General features: G+C 64.5%; 16 protein-coding genes and 1 riboswitch. Of the genes, 7 read left to right on the plus strand and 9 right to left on the minus strand.

The window, feature by feature from the left end:
- Positions 1-714: APC family permease (locus tag Q0A15_RS05355; protein WP_291278499.1), on the plus strand; the 714-nt coding region annotated here is incomplete at its 5' end.
- Between the two features lie 15 nt (positions 715-729).
- Here the strand turns inward: Q0A15_RS05355 and Q0A15_RS05360 are convergent.
- Positions 730-1188: a hypothetical protein gene (locus Q0A15_RS05360; protein ID WP_291278500.1), complete on the minus strand. Its 459-nt coding sequence runs from the start codon at positions 1186-1188 to the stop codon at positions 730-732.
- Positions 1189-1304: 116 nt separating this feature from the next.
- On the opposite strand from Q0A15_RS05360, the gene Q0A15_RS05365 reads away from it, so the two are divergent.
- Together Q0A15_RS05365 and Q0A15_RS05370 are read left to right on the plus strand one after the other, a co-directional pair.
- A complete protein-coding gene (locus Q0A15_RS05365) occupies positions 1305-1859 on the plus strand; it encodes a TetR/AcrR family transcriptional regulator (RefSeq protein WP_291278501.1) in 555 nt (184 codons plus the stop codon).
- Between the two features lie 205 nt (positions 1860-2064).
- A complete protein-coding gene (locus Q0A15_RS05370) occupies positions 2065-3021 on the plus strand; it encodes a hypothetical protein (RefSeq protein WP_291278502.1) in 957 nt (318 codons plus the stop codon).
- Positions 3022-3132: 111 nt separating this feature from the next.
- Here Q0A15_RS05370 and Q0A15_RS05375 read toward each other — a convergent pair whose 3' ends face one another.
- Genes Q0A15_RS05375 through Q0A15_RS05390 form a run of 4 tightly spaced genes read right to left on the minus strand, consistent with a single transcriptional unit; the run spans position 3133 to position 7326 of the window.
- Positions 3133-4545 (minus strand): TIGR00366 family protein, encoded by a 1413-nt coding sequence (locus Q0A15_RS05375; protein WP_291278503.1) that lies wholly within the window; start codon positions 4543-4545, stop codon positions 3133-3135.
- Positions 4542-5483, minus strand: coding sequence for a 3-hydroxyacyl-CoA dehydrogenase (locus tag Q0A15_RS05380; protein ID WP_291278504.1), 942 nt, complete (start codon positions 5481-5483; stop codon positions 4542-4544). Before Q0A15_RS05380 ends, Q0A15_RS05375 begins: the two co-directional genes overlap by 4 nt.
- Positions 5476-6210 (minus strand): SDR family oxidoreductase, encoded by a 735-nt coding sequence (locus tag Q0A15_RS05385; RefSeq protein ID WP_291278505.1) that lies wholly within the window; start codon positions 6208-6210, stop codon positions 5476-5478. The genes Q0A15_RS05380 and Q0A15_RS05385 overlap by 8 nt, the downstream gene beginning before the upstream one ends.
- 57 nt (positions 6211-6267) lie before the next feature.
- Positions 6268-7326 (minus strand): cyclase family protein, encoded by a 1059-nt coding sequence (locus Q0A15_RS05390; RefSeq protein ID WP_291278506.1) that lies wholly within the window; start codon positions 7324-7326, stop codon positions 6268-6270.
- Positions 7327-7473: 147 nt separating this feature from the next.
- On the opposite strand from Q0A15_RS05390, the gene Q0A15_RS05395 reads away from it, so the two are divergent.
- From Q0A15_RS05395 to Q0A15_RS05410, 4 genes are all read left to right on the plus strand, one after another.
- On the plus strand, positions 7474-8406 hold the full coding sequence (locus Q0A15_RS05395) for a LysR substrate-binding domain-containing protein (protein ID WP_291278507.1): 933 nt from the start codon (positions 7474-7476) through the stop codon (positions 8404-8406).
- Positions 8407-8453: 47 nt separating this feature from the next.
- On the plus strand, positions 8454-8732 hold the full coding sequence (gene catC / locus Q0A15_RS05400) for a muconolactone Delta-isomerase (RefSeq protein ID WP_291278508.1): 279 nt from the start codon (positions 8454-8456) through the stop codon (positions 8730-8732).
- 458 nt (positions 8733-9190) lie between these two features.
- A riboswitch (SAM riboswitch) is annotated at positions 9191-9308 on the plus strand.
- Positions 9309-9342: 34 nt separating this feature from the next.
- A complete protein-coding gene (locus tag Q0A15_RS05405) occupies positions 9343-10188 on the plus strand; it encodes a hypothetical protein (RefSeq protein ID WP_291278509.1) in 846 nt (281 codons plus the stop codon).
- 238 nt (positions 10189-10426) lie between these two features.
- Positions 10427-11149: a hypothetical protein gene (locus tag Q0A15_RS05410; protein WP_291278510.1), complete on the plus strand. Its 723-nt coding sequence runs from the start codon at positions 10427-10429 to the stop codon at positions 11147-11149.
- A 53-nt stretch (positions 11150-11202) separates the two neighbouring features.
- Here Q0A15_RS05410 and Q0A15_RS05415 read toward each other — a convergent pair whose 3' ends face one another.
- From Q0A15_RS05415 to Q0A15_RS05430, 4 genes are all read right to left on the minus strand, one after another.
- Entirely contained in the window at positions 11203-11793 is a 591-nt protein-coding gene (locus tag Q0A15_RS05415; protein WP_291278511.1) for an RES family NAD+ phosphorylase, read from the minus strand.
- Between the two features lie 47 nt (positions 11794-11840).
- Positions 11841-12362: a hypothetical protein gene (locus tag Q0A15_RS05420; RefSeq protein ID WP_291278512.1), complete on the minus strand. Its 522-nt coding sequence runs from the start codon at positions 12360-12362 to the stop codon at positions 11841-11843.
- Positions 12363-12507: 145 nt separating this feature from the next.
- Entirely contained in the window at positions 12508-14043 is a 1536-nt protein-coding gene (locus Q0A15_RS05425) for a carboxyl transferase domain-containing protein (RefSeq protein ID WP_291278513.1), read from the minus strand.
- Positions 14043-15320, minus strand: a complete 1278-nt coding sequence (locus Q0A15_RS05430) for a CaiB/BaiF CoA-transferase family protein (protein ID WP_291278514.1) — start codon at positions 15318-15320, stop codon at positions 14043-14045. The genes Q0A15_RS05425 and Q0A15_RS05430 overlap by 1 nt, the downstream gene beginning before the upstream one ends.
- Positions 15321-15396 lie beyond the last annotated feature (76 nt).

Here is a 15396-nt window from a genome sequence, read left to right on the forward strand (position 1 = left end):
GAGGCCAAGGAGCCGACGAAGAGCGTCCCTCGCGCCATCCTGCTCACCGTCATCATCGGTGGACTGATGTTCCTGGTGGTCGCGTGGGTTGGCTACATGGCTTTCCCGGACTTCGGAGCGTTCAAGTCCCTGGACACCGCACCACTGGAGTTGATGGGGCACCTCGGTGGTGCCGGACTGAAGGCCTTCTTCCTAGCCGCGTACATGATCGGCTGCCTGGCCTCCGCACTGAGCGCCCAGACCTCCACGTCGCGCGTGCTCTTCTCCATGGGGCGCGACAGGCTGCTGCCCTCCGGATTCTTCGGCAAGCTCAACGCCCGCTTCCGCACACCTGTCAACGCGATCCTCGTCATCGCCGTGGTGTCCCTGCTGGCGATCTGGCTGGACATCAACGTGGTGGTGGAGGTCGTTTCCTTCGGCGCCTTGGCCGCGTTCTCCATGGTGAACCTGGCCGTGATCAAATTCTTCCTGATCGACGAGAAGCGCCGCGGGCTGGCCGCCATCGTCAAGTACGCGGTACTGCCGGTGATCGGCTTCGGCCTGACCGTGTGGCTGTGGTTCTCCCTGAGTGGTCTCGCGTTGTCCGTGGGTCTGATCTGGGTGGCGCTCGGACTCATCTACTTGGCGGTGATCTCCAAGGGCTTCCGAAAGATGCCCAAGGGCGACATCGACGATCCCGGGACGGTCTCGATTCCCCAAGTGGCGAAGGACTAGTGAGGCGCGCTAGCCTCAGCTCCCGAGCGTGACCACCACGCAGGCGCCTACGAAAATCAACTGCATCGCTGTGCGTAGCCACAGAGGTGTGGTGGGAGCGTGAGGGCCCCGAATGGCTCGAGCCGCATAGACATTGGCCGGGAACATGGCCAACAGCAGAACGCCGAGGCAGACCACGGCGGCGATCCGCAGATATGGCACGACGCCGCTCGGTATCAGCAGTCCGACCGCTCCCACTGCTTCGAGGTACCCCGTCACCGTGACCACGAGGCCGGGGCGAGGAAGCTGAGGCGGAACGATGGCGACCAGTCCGCCACGGCGAGGCTGCACGAAGTGTGCGCTGGCCGTGAGCACGAACATGGCTGCCAGTCCCATGGCGGTTGCTTCGGGCCACGTATCCACATAGGTGACTCCCATCAGGCCTATCAGCCGCGCGAGTGACGTCACTGCTACGAGAACTATCAACGGTGCCATGTCGACCTCCTGCCCCGGAGGCGTGCCTCCGACGCTCCGACTTTAATCTTGTCAACGACTAGATTGGCTGGTTCGGCTTATCTTGTCAATGACTACATCTGCGCTAGGGTGAGGTCATGGCTGACACATACCACCACGGAGACCTGCGCGCTCAGGTCCTCTCCAGCGCGGCCGAACTCATAGATGAAGTCGGAGCAGATGGGATCTCGCTCAGGGAACTCGCACGGCGAGCCGGGGTTTCCCATGCGGCACCCGCACACCACTTCGGGGATCGGAAGGGTCTCCTGACGGCCCTGGCTGCGAGGGGTTTCGACCTGCTGGCCGACGCGCTCCTGGCATCGGTTGAGGGGGAGCGGTTCGACCTCACGGCCGTGGCCTACGTGAACTTCGCGGTGACGCACCGTGGCTACTATGCGGTCATGTTCCGCCCGGATCTGTTGGACGGTGAGAATGCTGCGCTCGTCGCGGCGCAGTCGCAGGCGCTGAAGCGCTTGGAGGACGGTCTTGCGACCGTGTCCGCGGACCGGGTGCGCGTCGACGAAGAGGATGCCCGACGATCCGCATGGGCCTTGGTCCATGGACTGGCCTCGTTGATCAACGCCGGGGTGCTGCCGGGTGACGATCCTGAATCGCTGGTGCGTGCCGGAGCGCGGCAACTCTTCGGCGAGTGACTTGACCGGCCGACGCTCTTGCGAACGTCTCCGCGGCTACCGCTTCGGGAAGTCTGCGTCGGCGCAGGCGACGCGGACAGTGGCGTCGGTCGCCGACCGTCGGACATTGGGTGGCGTCGTGACACGTCCTCGGCGCAGTCGGGTGCCACCGTCTAGGCTCTTGAAGAAGCACATTTCACGACGAAGCTACGGAACCGGAAGAGACATGACACCCACTGCCCTTGATCGTGCCGCCCTCACCTACGTGACCGAATCCCAGGTGGAGGCTGCAGCGGACTGGGGTGGGATCGTCGAGGCTCTGCGAGAAGGGCACCGTGGGCCGCGGCCCAAGGAGGGTGCGCTCTTCGTGGGCGACGACGCGAATGGGATGTACAGCAGGTCGGTCCTGCTGCCCGGACGCGGCGGGGGAGCCAAGATCTCCTCCATTTTCCCGGCCAACACCACGAGAGAGGTGCCGCTGCCCACCGAGCATTCGCTCTTCATTGTGTTCGACGAGGACACCAAGGCGCCGACCGCCATCCTCGAATCCGCGGCGCTGACCGTCTACAAGACCGCTGCTGACTCGGCGCTTGCCGCTGGCATCCTCAGCCGCGAGGACAGCAACACCCTGCTGGTGCTCGGCGCCGGCCCGGTCGCGCGGGCGCTGCCCTACGCCTACCTGGCGGAACGACCGGGGCTGGAGCGCGTGCTGCTGTGGAACCGCACGCCGAGCAAGCTGCAGTCTTCAGCGGAGGAACTACGGACCAAGGGGCTCGAGGTCGAGGTGGTCAAGGACCTGGACGCCGCCGTGGAGGAGGCCGATATCGTGGCCGCCGCCACCCGCTCGCAGGACCCGTTGATCCGTCGTCGCTGCGTCCGGCCGGGCACGCACGTGGACCTGATCGGCAGCTTCAGGGAGGACATGAGGGAGGCCGACGCGGCCTTGGTGTCCTCGGCCCGGCTGTTCGTGGACAACAATGTGTCCGCCTGGGAGAGCGGTGACCTGGACGCTCCACGTCGCTCCGGCCTGGTGGACGAGGACTCCATCGAGGCGGACCTGTTCGACCTGGTCCGCGACAGGTTCCGACGCGATCGCGAGGACGTGACGGTCTTCAAGAACGCCGGGGGAGCTCACCTGGACCTGATGGTGGCCCGGTACGTGCTCGTTCGTCTCCCCGACTGAAAGCGCGCAGCAAACAGCAGACGCGCGTCCGGAACCTCAAACGTGAACGGCTCCCGTCGCCCACAGACGTGGACGGCGGGAGCCACAGGTTGGAAGTCGGGAGGGTACGGCTCAGCCGAGCAGAGCCCACCCAAACATCGCGGCGATGTAGATGAGTCCTACGACGAACATATCGATGACGGTGTAGCCCATGATGTCCTTCAGCTTCAGCTTGGAGATCGCCAGCGCCGGCAAGATCCAGAACGGCTGAACAAGGTCGTTCCAGGCATTGCCTAGCATCACGGACATGGAAGTCTCAGGGATGGAAGCCCCCAGCTGGTTCGCGGCATCGATCATGAACGGGCCCTGGATCACCCAGTGACCGCCACCGGAAGGAGCGAAGAAGTTGATGAAGAAGGAAGACACCAGTCCCCAGAACGGCAGAGTGTCCTGGTTGGAGATGCTCACGAACCAGTGAGAAATAGTCTCGACCAGACCGGAGCCGGCCATGATCGCCATGATGCCCGCGTAGAACGGGAACTGCAGGATGATCCCGGAGACCGTCTTGATGCCCTCATTGAGCTTGGTGATGTATGCAATAGGCGTGCCCAGCAGGATGATGCCCAGGAACAGGATGATGAAGTTCACCAGATCCAGGTCCACACTGCGGCCCTTCACCATGGCCATGACTACGTAGAGAATGCCGGCCAGACCGATCACCATGGACAAGATGCGGGAGTTGTTCAAACGGGATGAGAAGGTCTTCTCGACGTCCACGGCCTTCACTGCAGGTGCCTCGTCAGCGAGTCCTCCGATCCCGCGGACCGGTCGTCCCGGCTTCGGGTGCATGGCGGCGTTGAGCAGCGGCAACACGATGAGAACCACCAGAGTGGTGATGATCATCGGGAGGGAGAAGATTGTGTCCTTCAGACCCACCACACCCATGGAGTCCTCCAGGGGATGGCCAGGGGTTGCAATGGTCAGCGGGATGGTCGCGGAAAGACCCAAACCGTAGAACGTGAAACCGGAGTAGGCGCTAGCGATCACGAGGGGGTAGTGCAGGCCCTTCACGTGCATGGCCAATTTGCGTGCCACCACACCACCCACGATGAGGCCGAATCCCCAGTTCAGGTAGGAACCGATGCCACCAACAAGCGTCGCCACGATGATGGCAGTCTTGGGCTTCGAAATATTCGCAACAATCTTGTCCAGCAGGCGGTCAACGACGGGCGAATTCGCCAGTACGTAGCCCGCTGCCAGGATGACCGCCATCTGGGTGGTAAAGGCCAGCAGGTTCCAGAAGCCGTTGCCCCAGTCCAACACTGAGTCCAGGGGATTGCTGTGCTGCACAGTCACAGCGAGGATGAACGTGAGCAGCGTCAGGCCGATAGCGAACACGAACGGGTCGGGAAGGTATTTGTCCATCAGCTTCGTGAAGAAGCTTGCGACAGAATCGAGGATGCCTGACTTCTTTGGCTGATTTGCCGACGTGTCCTCGTGGGCAGGCGCGTCGCCGTTGGCGGTCTGCTCATGCTGGGAACTCATGGAGTTTCCTTTCTTGTGCGGGTGATGAGATTGGTGAGAAGTAGTTGATCGCGCCAGGCCACGCGTTCCTCCCATTGGTCCAGGGGAAGGACTTTCCTGCGCTGCTGGTTCACGTTCGCGACGAGGTCGGTGGTCCAAGGATCGTGCTGGCCTCGTTCGGCGCCCATGCGCTCATACGCAGACCCCATCCGCTCCGCATGTGCGGTGATCCCGCCGCGGGTGTTCAGGTCAACGGTCTCGAACGGGCCCATGAACGCCCAGCGGCGGCCCAAGCCGTCCCTCATAACGGTGTCGATGTCCTCGACGGTGGCCACTCCGTCACGCACCAGTGCGTAGGCCTCTCGAAGCACGGCGCCTTGTAGCCGATTGAACAGGAATCCCTCTACTTCTTGGCGCACCAGGACGGGCGAGAGCCCCGCTTCGCGGTAGATTGCCAACGCGCGGTCGGTGATCTCAGTTCGGGTGTTCGGGGACGGAACCACCTCTATCACTGGGATGAGGTGAGGAGGATTCCCGGGGTGGGCCACGAGGATCTGCTCCTCGAGACCGGTCCCGTGGGCGGTGACCGAGGCAGTCAGTGCAGACGACGAACTGGCCACGACGGTGTCCTTCAGGATGGGCGCCGTGGATAGGTCACGGAAGAACGCAGTCTTGATTTCGGCCCGTTCTGGCACACATTCCTGGACTAGGTCGGCGTTCGCGGTCGCCTTCATGAGGTCGCCGGTGACGAGTACTCGGGCGGTGAGGGTTCCGGGAGATTCCTCCAGTAGTCCGGCCTCCGCCAGCGGCTTCGCCTTGGCGCTCAGCTCCTCCAAGACCGATGCCCGACGGGCGGCGTTCGGTTCGAAGACACGGACTTCGGCTCCCGCACGCGCGAAAAGCAGGGCGAAGGACACCCCGATGGAGCCGCCGCCTGCTACGGCGATAATCTCAGACATCGACGCGCCCCACGGTCATGCCTCCACACACGTAGTGGGTCTGTCCGGTGACGAACCCGGACCTATGGTCCAGAAGGTGCGAGACCGTGTGGGCTACGTCGTCGGGCATACCCATGCGTTGCACTGGCACGGCGTCGATGATGGCTTTGGTCCGCGGAGAATCCACTGGGTTGGCATTCATGAATAGCTCGGTGGCGATAGGGCCCGGGCCAACGGCGTTGGCGGTGATTCCGAATCTCCCCAATTCGAGGGCCCACACGCGGGTCAGGCCGATCAAGCCTGCCTTCGTGGCGGAGTAGGCGCTGCGCAGTTCTTTCCCTAGTGCCGCGCGGGATGACATGGACACGATGCGGCCGAAGCCGGCCTCCTTCATACCGGGCAGCAGTGCCTGGGCGCAGAGCATGGCACTGCGCAGGTTCAGTGCAATGGCGGCATCGAATTCCTGAACGGTCTGTTCGTCGGCGGAATGCGGGAAGACCGCTCCTACGTTATTGACCAAGCGGGTGATGGGACCACCCTTCAAAGCGGTCTGGAGCGCGGCTTGAGTGGAGGCCGGGTCGGCGAGGTCGCAGTGGATGGTGTTCTCGCCCTCACGGTCCAGAATGACGACCTCGTATCCGTCCTCCTCGCAGCGTGCCGCGATGGCGGCGCCGATACCGTGGGCGCCGCCGGTCACGAGTACGCGTTCTGAGACAGGCTTAGTTGATGGGGTAGGAAGTGCAGACATGGGAGCGTTTTCTTGAGCTTTCGTGATGGTTCGGTTCTTGTGCGGTGCTTGCGAGCGTCAGATCGTGGCGATCGGGTTCAGCGGGGAGCCTGATGCGCCGGGGATGTTGAGGGGAGGAGCTGTGAGCAGATAGGCGCTCCGTCCCAGTTCTCGTAGCCGTGTGGCCAAGGGGGTGAGGCGCCACAGCTCGCCGAGGGGGACGCCGAGTTTGAAGAGGCAGTGTTCGTGCAGGGGAAGGACACTGGCCGGAGGGGCCGCCTCGACGGCGGGGTACAGCTCCACGGCGTAGTTGTCCGCGACCAGCGCGGCGATCCTGCTGCTGCTGATCCAGGAGAGAAGATCCTGGTCGCGGCCATCGAGGACGCAACCATAGCTGTGCAGCACATCTGGGTCCGGTTCGCCCTTCATCTCCAGGACCTTCTCCGCGTAGCCGGTGTGGATGGTGACGATGTCCCCGGGGCGAATGTCCAGCTGGTCCTTCTCGAGGACGGACAGCCATTCCTTGTGCCCGATCCGCTGGTGTGCAGTCCCGAAATGATGAGCAAGGTCAACCATGACGGCGCGGCCCTGGATGGCGTGTTCGGCAATGGTGCCGACGCCGACCGGGCCCAGGTCGGAAGTTGTGACTAGCGGCCTGGTCTCGAGGCCGCAATCCGCAGGGTCGGTAGGACCCTTGACCTCGATACCGGGCCGGAATCCGTTGTAATATACGGGCTCTTCGATGCCGTCGCCGTCGGCGTCGAAGAGGGATCCGACATGAGCCAGAGCGTCCCATTGGGTCGAGTACTGATTGTGCAGGATCACGACGTCGTCGTTCATGATGTCGGAGGCGCCGGGGTACACGGTATCCATGTGGCAGTTGACGTTGGGATGACCTGAGCGCAGGTTGGGGCGAAGGACGGGAGGAAGCCGGTTGGCGTTGAGCGCGGTGCCTCCGGGGAAAGTGACGGGCAGTCCCAAAGCGAAGGCTTCCGCCGAAACGACTTCCTTGATCCCCTCGGCAACCTTGGTGGGGGTCAATAGGTTCAGTCGACCCAGGGCGTCGTCTGGTCCGAAGTCGCCCCAGGTCGATCCTTCGGGGCGGCGAACCCACCTTTGAGACGGGGATGTAGTCAAGAGAACTCCTTCGTTATCTGATCTAGCGAGGCGGCCACGCGACGTGTGATGGGAGCCACGCCGGATCCATAGTGGACCTTCGTCTGATTCTGGTCCAATATGTATTTGGATGCTTTACATGCATACTTTTAATGAGAGGTGTGGCAGATGGCTGATCTCGACGTCAAACTCCTGCAAGCCTTCGTGGTACTCGCTGAGGAAATGCACTTCACGCGGGCCGCTGAACGACTGGGCGTCGCGCAGCCGGTCATCAGCCAGCGCATCCGGCGGCTCGAGGTCATCGTCGGAGCTTCGCTGTTTGATCGCGGACGCCAAGGAGCGAGCCTGACTGCCTCCGGGAGAGCTGCGTTGGCGCCTGCCAAGCGCGCGGTACGCGCTAGTCGGCAAGTCATCCGTGCCGCTCAACTCGAGGGGAAACCGGTTTTGGGCAGCGTCAACCTCGGCTACGCCGGTGCGTCATCGCGACCGTGGCTGCCTCCCATCGCCCGAGCTGTTCGTAACGAGGCTCCTGGGATCGAGTTGAAACTACGCTCAATGGTTTACGCAGGATCAGCCCGATCCCTGGTGGCGACTGGCGAATTGGATATGGCCTTCAGTCGGAAGAACGCTGCACACAGAGATCTTGACGAACGGATCTTCGAATACGAACGCGTGATGCTAGCCCTGTCGACCGACCACCCCTTGGCAGGCCAGAGCAGTGTTGGCTTGGAACAGGTGCGAGACGATTCCTGGGTCACGTTCCCTGATGTTCAAGGCTCCAGTGTGCGGGAGATCGGGTTCAGGCTGGCGCGCCAGGCTGGTTTTACTCCGCACGTGGCCCAGGAAGCACCTGACTCCTACACCATCCTCGGGCTCGTGGCAGCCGGCGTTGGCATCTCTGTCACGGTGTCTTCCGTAGCACATATCGACACGCCTGGCATGGTTCTGGTTCCTCTGAGTGGGCCGCCGAAGTACTTGGCGGCAACGATCATCACGAGTCAGAGACCCACGCGAGCGACCCGCTTTGTGAGGGATATCGTTGAGACCGTGCTGCCCACACCCTCGCGACCCTCGGGGCTTGTTCTCGGGGATGAAACGTGAGCCATGGACATGCAACCCATTATCACTGAAGAGAGGACCATTGCATCATGAAGTATTTGGCCAGGATGGACGTTCATTTCCCCGAATCCATGTCTTCCGAAGAGCTGGCGTCATACCAGGAGCGGGAGCAGAAATATTCACATGGGCTGCAGAGTGATGGGCGCATGTTTGCCATTTGGCGAGTTGTCGGAGAATATGCAAACTATTCTGTGTTCGACGTTGAAGACAACGACGCCTTGCATGAGGTCCTGAGCGGCTTCCCCATGTACCGCTACATGGATATCAAGGTCACACCGCTCGCTAAGCATCCCAATTCCTTGGCCTGATATAGGCGCTCGTTCGCACTGCCGAAGGCCGTGTCGAGCGCACGAGGTGCGTCCGCTGTGTCGTGTTGATCGCCCCTCGGGCGGCGTTTCGTATCCAGTTGAAACGTATGTTTCGAACGCTTGACGGACTTCAAGAGAAGAAGGGGCGGCGCCTGCGTCTGCTGGTGCTCAGGCACGTCCTGGTGCAACATGAAAGCATTAATCCTAATTTCAGTCACCGTAACAGTTTTGAAGTTATTTAAACGGGATTGAAGTAGCTCACTATTCCGGATCACCATGCGAAATGAGTTCTCGTTCAGGATTTACAGGCGATGATTCCAGCTGTGAGACGGTGAGTGAGTTGAGAATTTCCGTGACACGGTCGTCTCCGGCATCGCCGGAAGCATCCTCTGGAAGCCTAGTGTCGGTTCTCACGCCAGAACCAAACCGCCGGCAATCCTGTGCTAACCTCGAATCACGTTCACGAGATGTGGCTGTCGGTACCTGGCCGGCCACACGGCAACCCGAGTCCATCGACTTCCGGGTGCCCCAGGGGAAGAACGGGCGATGCCCGCCAAGGGCGCGCAAGGTTCGATGGGGCAAACCGCCCCAGAAAGGGGCCGGTAGCCCCATGTCCACTGAAGACACCACCCGCAATCGTTTCGACGCCATCGTCGAAGACGCCACTCGCCCCAACATCGAGATGTACTGGGATGTGCGTGACCTATACCGTGTCCACAGCACGAGTGCCGAGATCAAGGAGCTGCTCCGCCACGGGCACCCGATCCCGGTGGGCCGTGGCTGGACCAGGGAATACACCGAAAAGCACTTCCCAGGCTGGACCTGGCACGAGGTGAAGGCCGCGTGCCAGGCGGCCGGCATCGTGACTCCCGGCGGGGTCGGATTCACCGTCAGCGACGGTGTGAAGGAGATCTACTTCGACAGCCCAACCAGCTGGTTGGTGGTGAGGGAGAACGGCGTCATGACGTGTGGGCCGGACGCGCCGAGGACCACGCCGGAGCCGGAGGGGTATCCCACGGATGACAACTTCCAGCCACAGCCTCACACCAATGGCCGACGGGAGCGGTCCCGTTCCGCGGACCGGTCCGCCTTCCGGCCGACGGCCGAGTTCACAGCCGAGTCTGTGACCCGCCGCCGCGACGACCTCGCGGGCCACGTCCCGGCCCACCTTCCCTGGAACATCAGGGAGGAACATCGGTTCACCGGCATCATGGAGAAGCTCAGGATCGCAGGGAAGCAGCGCGAAAACACGCCGATCACCGAGGAGGAATACCGTCGCCTCCACAACTGGCTGGAGGCGCTCATCGAGCTGGACGTGGTGGTCGACTACGACCCCGAGGCACCGGCGAATGTGGCCTCGGATCAGGGTGGCTTCTACTACGTGCAGCGCAGGCCGGAGGATCGGGGGATCATTCGAGACCCCGACTCGGGATTCCCGGAGCTGAAGTTGGAGTAGCCGCAGCCCGCCCGCAGTCTGGCCTTGCCCGCGGCCTGGCCCCCGCCCGCGTCGATGCCCGCATCACCACCGCCGATACGGGCATCGGCGACGCAAATCCCACCTGATGCGGTACCCCGGGGTGCAGCAGAAGCACCCCGGATAAGTTGTGATGTAGGGCACCTTGTTTGACCTCGGTGCCACGCAAACGCGATCGCAAGAGCGCAGTCACGACTTGGAACAACAGGTGAGGACAACGATGACCCAGCCCCAGCCCAGGAAACTCCTCGGAATCAGCTCGGGCAACCCCGGCGGCAGCGCAGAGATCCTGGTGGACCACCTGCTGGGTCCCAATGCGGATGCGGCGATCATCCGTGACGCGCTGAACCGCCGTGCCGACGGTGTCGTGGAGGACCTACCGTTCCGCGTGGACGAGCGGGTACTCAAGCCGCGCGTGGCAGGCTTCCTCGCCGTGGGTGGGTCGCTGACCCCGCAGTGGAAATCCCTCACGCTGCCCATGCTGCACACCCTGACGCTGTCCATGTCCATCGCCGTGGTTGACCAGGCGATCTCCGCCGGCGCTGGCACGCCCAAGTCCGTGGTCCTGGATCAGGATGCCCTGGACCGCACCACCGAACTGGGGCGGCGGGTGGCCTCCCAGCTGGGTCGTGGGCTGGACGATGCCGAGTACCTGGGGGAGCGGGGACTGTGCCCGCTGTGTCACCTGAACGTGGTGGAACTGCATGGGGCAAGCGTCATCTGCGCCACCTGCGGAGCACAGGGCCGCCTGCTTCCCGACTTCAGGATCGAGTGGACCAACCTGGACACGTCGGTCATCTCCAGGGCGGAACGCGAGGCCCATTCCGCCGAGATCATGACCACCGCAGCGGCCCACGCCCCGCACCGAGGGGAGATCGACCGCCTGGCGGCTCAGGAGCTGGCCGACGGCCCGTCCCCGCTGACGCCGGATGTCCAGGTTTGAGGCCCTGGACGCCCGACGGCCGGTGGCCGGCTGAGGAGCCTGCCACCCGCCGTCTACCTCAGCACCTTGATGCGCATCGGTGCGCACATCTGAGCCAGCCAATCCACATGGCGGGGATCCAAGAAGGAGCGTCCGCCGACCTCCGTGGCGTGCAGGCTTTCCTCCGCTACCCTGTCGCCGAAGAGCACTACTGCGAAGGCGTCGTTGCATGTGGCGCTGGTCCAGGCCATACCGTCAAAACCTGACCGATGGGCAGCTTGCGCCCAAGCGACGGTGGCGCCATACGCGGACGGAGCGGTGTCGGTCAGATCTCTGGCCTCGACACCTAGTTGCCGAAGACCTGTACCTCGTAACTCGGCCAGGTTCAGGGGCCGGTCCGTATGAAAACTGCCCAACGCCCGTCCCTCATAGTCGCTGGGGAGGAGGGCACCCCCGGAGAGCGGAATATCGTGGAGCAATGACTCGCAAACGGCGGCATTCTCGGTCTGAGCTGCGTAGAGCGCCGGTACCACCACGCCGGCTTCGTCGTGGAAGAACGCAAAGCGGCTCGGGGCGCCGAGTCCGGAGTTGAAGCTGGTGACGGATCGAGGGGCTGCCGCGGAACCGGTCCCGAATACCCTGAAGAGCGGCTGATCGGACTCCACGGTGAAACTTCTGGCGGTGAAAGGTTCCGGTGGTCGTGGGACTGCGGTCACCACTGCACCCCGAAGTGGTTCCGGAAGGCGAGTTCCACCGCGTCCGGGTCCTTGAGTGCGTCAACCGGAGCGGCGTCCGAGTCCAATTGGCGCGTGGGCAGCATGAACCAGGCCAGGGCATCCGACTCCGGCACGCGCAATTCGCGGGCGGCCATCGCCACCCGTTCAGCGGCGGGGACCACAGCGCCGTCGGAGAACTGGAAACCGGGGAAGAAGAGGGCGTTGTTGCGTCTGATCCCCATCAGTTTGCCGGCCCGGCGCCGATCAGTAGCCAGCGTGGATTTGGTCCCTCGGGCCCCGGCCGCCCGGGCCGCCTGGGCAGAACTGAGCAAACCGAAGCGGCGGTCGATGGTGGCCCAGAGGCTCTCTGTGGCCACCACCCCAGCCACTGCTTCCTCGGACAAGTCGGGGGACACGTCGGCATCGCTCAGGCTGAGGTGCAGGGCCTCCAGGTCGCGGTGATACTGGGCCACCTTGTCCGAGGCGGTGGGGGAGATGATCTCAGCATGCGTCGTCACGACAACCTCCGTTGTTTCCGTCGAATCAGTGTAACGTCGGAAACTGAGGGCTGGACAGGTTGTGGGTGGGGTGAGGGCACCCAGGAATGGACATGGTTCTCCGGTGCATCCCGGGCAGCCGGGCACCGGCGGAGCTCGCCCAGCGTCAGGCGACGAGCCGCACCTTCCGGGCGGCGCCGAAGCGTCGGGCCCGACCTGCCGGCAGGGCGTCCACGGGGGTGTACGCCAACGAGTCCAGGGCGCTGACCACGGCCGCGGACATCCGGCGGGCGAAGCAGCGCGGATCCTTGGTGGCCTCAACGTCTTCGGGAACCACCTCGTCCACGATCCCGGCCTCCAACAGGCTCCACGCGTCGATGCCCTGGGCTGCCGCCAGCTGGGAGGCATGCTCCGTGTCGCGGTAGAGGATGGCGCTCGCCCCCTCCGGTGGCAGCGGGGACAGCCAAGCATGCTCGGCCGCGATGGTGTGGTCGGCAGGCAACAGGGCGATGGCTCCGCCGCCGGTGCCCTGACCCAGGAGCACCGACACCACGGGGGTCTTGACGCCAAGGAGGTCGGACAGGGAACGGGCAATCGCCGAGGCCATGCCGGCCTCCTCTGCCTCCTGGGAAAGATCGGCTCCCTCGGTGTCGATGACGGTCACCAACGGGATGCGCAACTGCTGGGCCAGGCGCAGCCCCCGCCGGGCCTCCCGCAACAGGGCCGGGCCCATGGGACGGGCGGATCCTTGGGCGCGATCCTGCCCGATCACCACACACGGATGACCGGCCCAGCGGGCCAGGCCCAGGAACAGGCGGGGATCCCTTTCACCCTGAGCGGTGCCGGAGAGCTGCAAGACGTCGTCTGCCCCGTACTTGAGCAGATGCCGCACGGTGGGGCGACGTGACTCCCGGGTGGCCAGCACGGAATCCCAGACGCGGTCGCGGTGCTGCTCCTCGGATTCGTGCCGCAACTGGGACGGAACCGTGGTGACTCCGGGGGAGGCCTCCGCCGCGCCCACGGAGGGCCGGGCCAGGATGTCCATGGCCCGCACCACCACTGCGCCGAGTTCCTCGGGCGGGACCACCGCGTCGATCAACCCGTGTTCACGCAGGTTCTCCGAAACCTGAACCCCAGTGGGGAAGGGGGTGCCGTAGAGCGTCTCGAACACACGGGGCCCCAAGAACCCCAACAGCGCGCCGGGCTCGGCGATGGTCATGTGCCCCAGCGATCCCCAGGTGGCCATGGTGCCGCCGGTGGTGGGATGGCGAAGGTAGACCAGGTAGAGCAGCCCGGCCTCCTTGTGGCGCCGGATGGCCGCCGTCAGCCCGATCATCGTGAAGAAGGCGGGCGTTCCCTCCTGCATGCGCGTGCCGCCGGAGGCGGGTGCGGCCAGCACCGGGAGCCGCTCGGCCGTGGCCCGATCGAACATGTCGATCAGCCGGGCCGAGGTCTGCGCCCCGAGGGAGCCGGCCAGGAAGCCGAATTCACTCGCGGCCACGGCCACGCGACGACCGCGGACGCGGCCCTCGCCGGTGACCACGGCCTCGTCGGCCCCCGATTTCTCCTGGGCTGAGGCCAGATCCGCGGCGTAGTCGGCGGACTCGTGCTCATGCTGCGGCGCGGCATCCCAGCAAATGAAGGTGCCGGGATCCACCACGGTCTCGATGAGTTCGTGGGCGCTCAGGCGACGTGAGGACATCACAGCACCCCCTTGTTGCTATCGGAAACACCGGGGGCGCCGGACGTGCCGGAAGCAGCCGTACCGGCCAGCTCGGGGCCGAACTCCGCCCGGATCGTGGCTGAATCGGCGTCCAACTCCGGGGGAGTGGCGTGCTCCAGCTTGGTGGTTTCCTCACCGGCCGGCGTGAAGAAGCGCAGCGGCGGGCCGGGAAGATTGATGGGCCCCAACGTGGGATGCTGCACTTCGGAAACCAGGTGCTGCGAAGCCACCTGCTCCCACGCATACACCTCCTGCAGGTTGCGTACACGTCCGGCGGGGATCCCGGCCTCGGCGAGGACACTCAGCAATGCCTCGGAGTCGTACTCGGCGAACGCAGCCTCCACGAGCGCGATGACGTCCTGGCGGCGGGTGACGCGCTGGGCGTTGGTCTCCAGTCCCTCGATCCTGTCCTGCAACCCGAACGTGGCCACGAACGTATCCCACAACTTGGGCGAGCCAACGGAGATCTGCACGTACCCGCCACGGCAGGCGAAGAGCCCGTACGGCGCGATGGATGGGTGGTGGTTGCCCTGGGCCTGGGGTGTCTCCCCGGCCACGGTGGCGCGCGTTCCCTGGAAGGCATGAACGCCCACGATGGCGGCCAGCAGCGAGGTGCGGACCACCTGTCCTCGACCGGTGCGCTCGCGTTCGTGGAGCGCGGCCAGAACTCCGTAGGCGCCGTACATGCCGGCCAGGAGGTCGCCGATCGGGACGCCGACGCGCTGCGGATCCTCCGGGGTGGGCCCGGTCAGGGACATGAGTCCCGCCTCGCCCTGCAGGATCTGGTCGTAGCCGGCGCGATTGGCCTCCGGGCCGTCGTGCCCGAAGCCGGAGATGGACAGCGTGATCAGTTTCGGGTTGACCTCCTTGAGGGTCTCCGGGGGGAAACCGAGGCGGTCCAGGACGCCCGGGCGGAAGTTCTCCACCAGCACGTCCGCCCGCTCCAGGAGCGAGGTGAGCACGCGGTGGCCGTCCTCGCTCTTCAGATCCAGGCAGATGGACTCCTTGTTGCGGTTGCAGGCCAGGAAGTACGTGGCGATGTCCTCGTCAGGGCCCACGAAGGGCGGGCCCCAACCGCGGGTGTCGTCTCCACGGCCCGGGTTCTCCACCTTGATGACTCGGGCGCCCAGGTCACCCAGCATCTGGGCGGCATGCGGGCCCGCGAGGGCGCGGGAGAGATCCACGACGAGGAGCCCGGACAGCGGTCCAACCGCGGCCGCGGCGGGTGCGCTCGAGGTGTCGAAGGGCTGGGACATGTGAACTCCTTGAAGTCGGGAGGCCGAAGGGTTTCGGCGTCGGGCCGGTGCGTTTCAGGGCGCAGCGGGCCAGGGA

The sequence above is a fragment of the Galactobacter sp. genome, assembly GCF_022712295.1.
In the GTDB taxonomy this organism is placed as follows: domain Bacteria; phylum Actinomycetota; class Actinomycetes; order Actinomycetales; family Micrococcaceae; genus Galactobacter.

What these genes read in the sequence shown, in the direction of transcription:
- Q0A15_RS05360 (WP_291278500.1), bottom strand. Translation starts at nt 1,188, where the DNA reads ATGGCACCGTTGATAGTTCTCGTAGCAGTGACGTCACTCGCGCGGCTG.
- Q0A15_RS05365 (WP_291278501.1), top strand. Translation starts at nt 1,305, where the DNA reads ATGGCTGACACATACCACCACGGAGACCTGCGCGCTCAGGTCCTCTCC.
- Q0A15_RS05370 (WP_291278502.1), top strand. Translation starts at nt 2,065, where the DNA reads ATGACACCCACTGCCCTTGATCGTGCCGCCCTCACCTACGTGACCGAA.
- Q0A15_RS05375 (WP_291278503.1), bottom strand. Translation starts at nt 4,545, where the DNA reads ATGAGTTCCCAGCATGAGCAGACCGCCAACGGCGACGCGCCTGCCCAC.
- Q0A15_RS05380 (WP_291278504.1), bottom strand. Translation starts at nt 5,483, where the DNA reads ATGTCTGAGATTATCGCCGTAGCAGGCGGCGGCTCCATCGGGGTGTCC.
- Q0A15_RS05385 (WP_291278505.1), bottom strand. Translation starts at nt 6,210, where the DNA reads ATGTCTGCACTTCCTACCCCATCAACTAAGCCTGTCTCAGAACGCGTA.
- Q0A15_RS05395 (WP_291278507.1), top strand. Translation starts at nt 7,474, where the DNA reads ATGGCTGATCTCGACGTCAAACTCCTGCAAGCCTTCGTGGTACTCGCT.
- catC (WP_291278508.1), top strand. Translation starts at nt 8,454, where the DNA reads ATGAAGTATTTGGCCAGGATGGACGTTCATTTCCCCGAATCCATGTCT.
- Q0A15_RS05405 (WP_291278509.1), top strand. Translation starts at nt 9,343, where the DNA reads ATGTCCACTGAAGACACCACCCGCAATCGTTTCGACGCCATCGTCGAA.
- Q0A15_RS05410 (WP_291278510.1), top strand. Translation starts at nt 10,427, where the DNA reads ATGACCCAGCCCCAGCCCAGGAAACTCCTCGGAATCAGCTCGGGCAAC.
- Q0A15_RS05425 (WP_291278513.1), bottom strand. Translation starts at nt 14,043, where the DNA reads ATGTCCTCACGTCGCCTGAGCGCCCACGAACTCATCGAGACCGTGGTG.
- Q0A15_RS05430 (WP_291278514.1), bottom strand. Translation starts at nt 15,320, where the DNA reads ATGTCCCAGCCCTTCGACACCTCGAGCGCACCCGCCGCGGCCGCGGTT.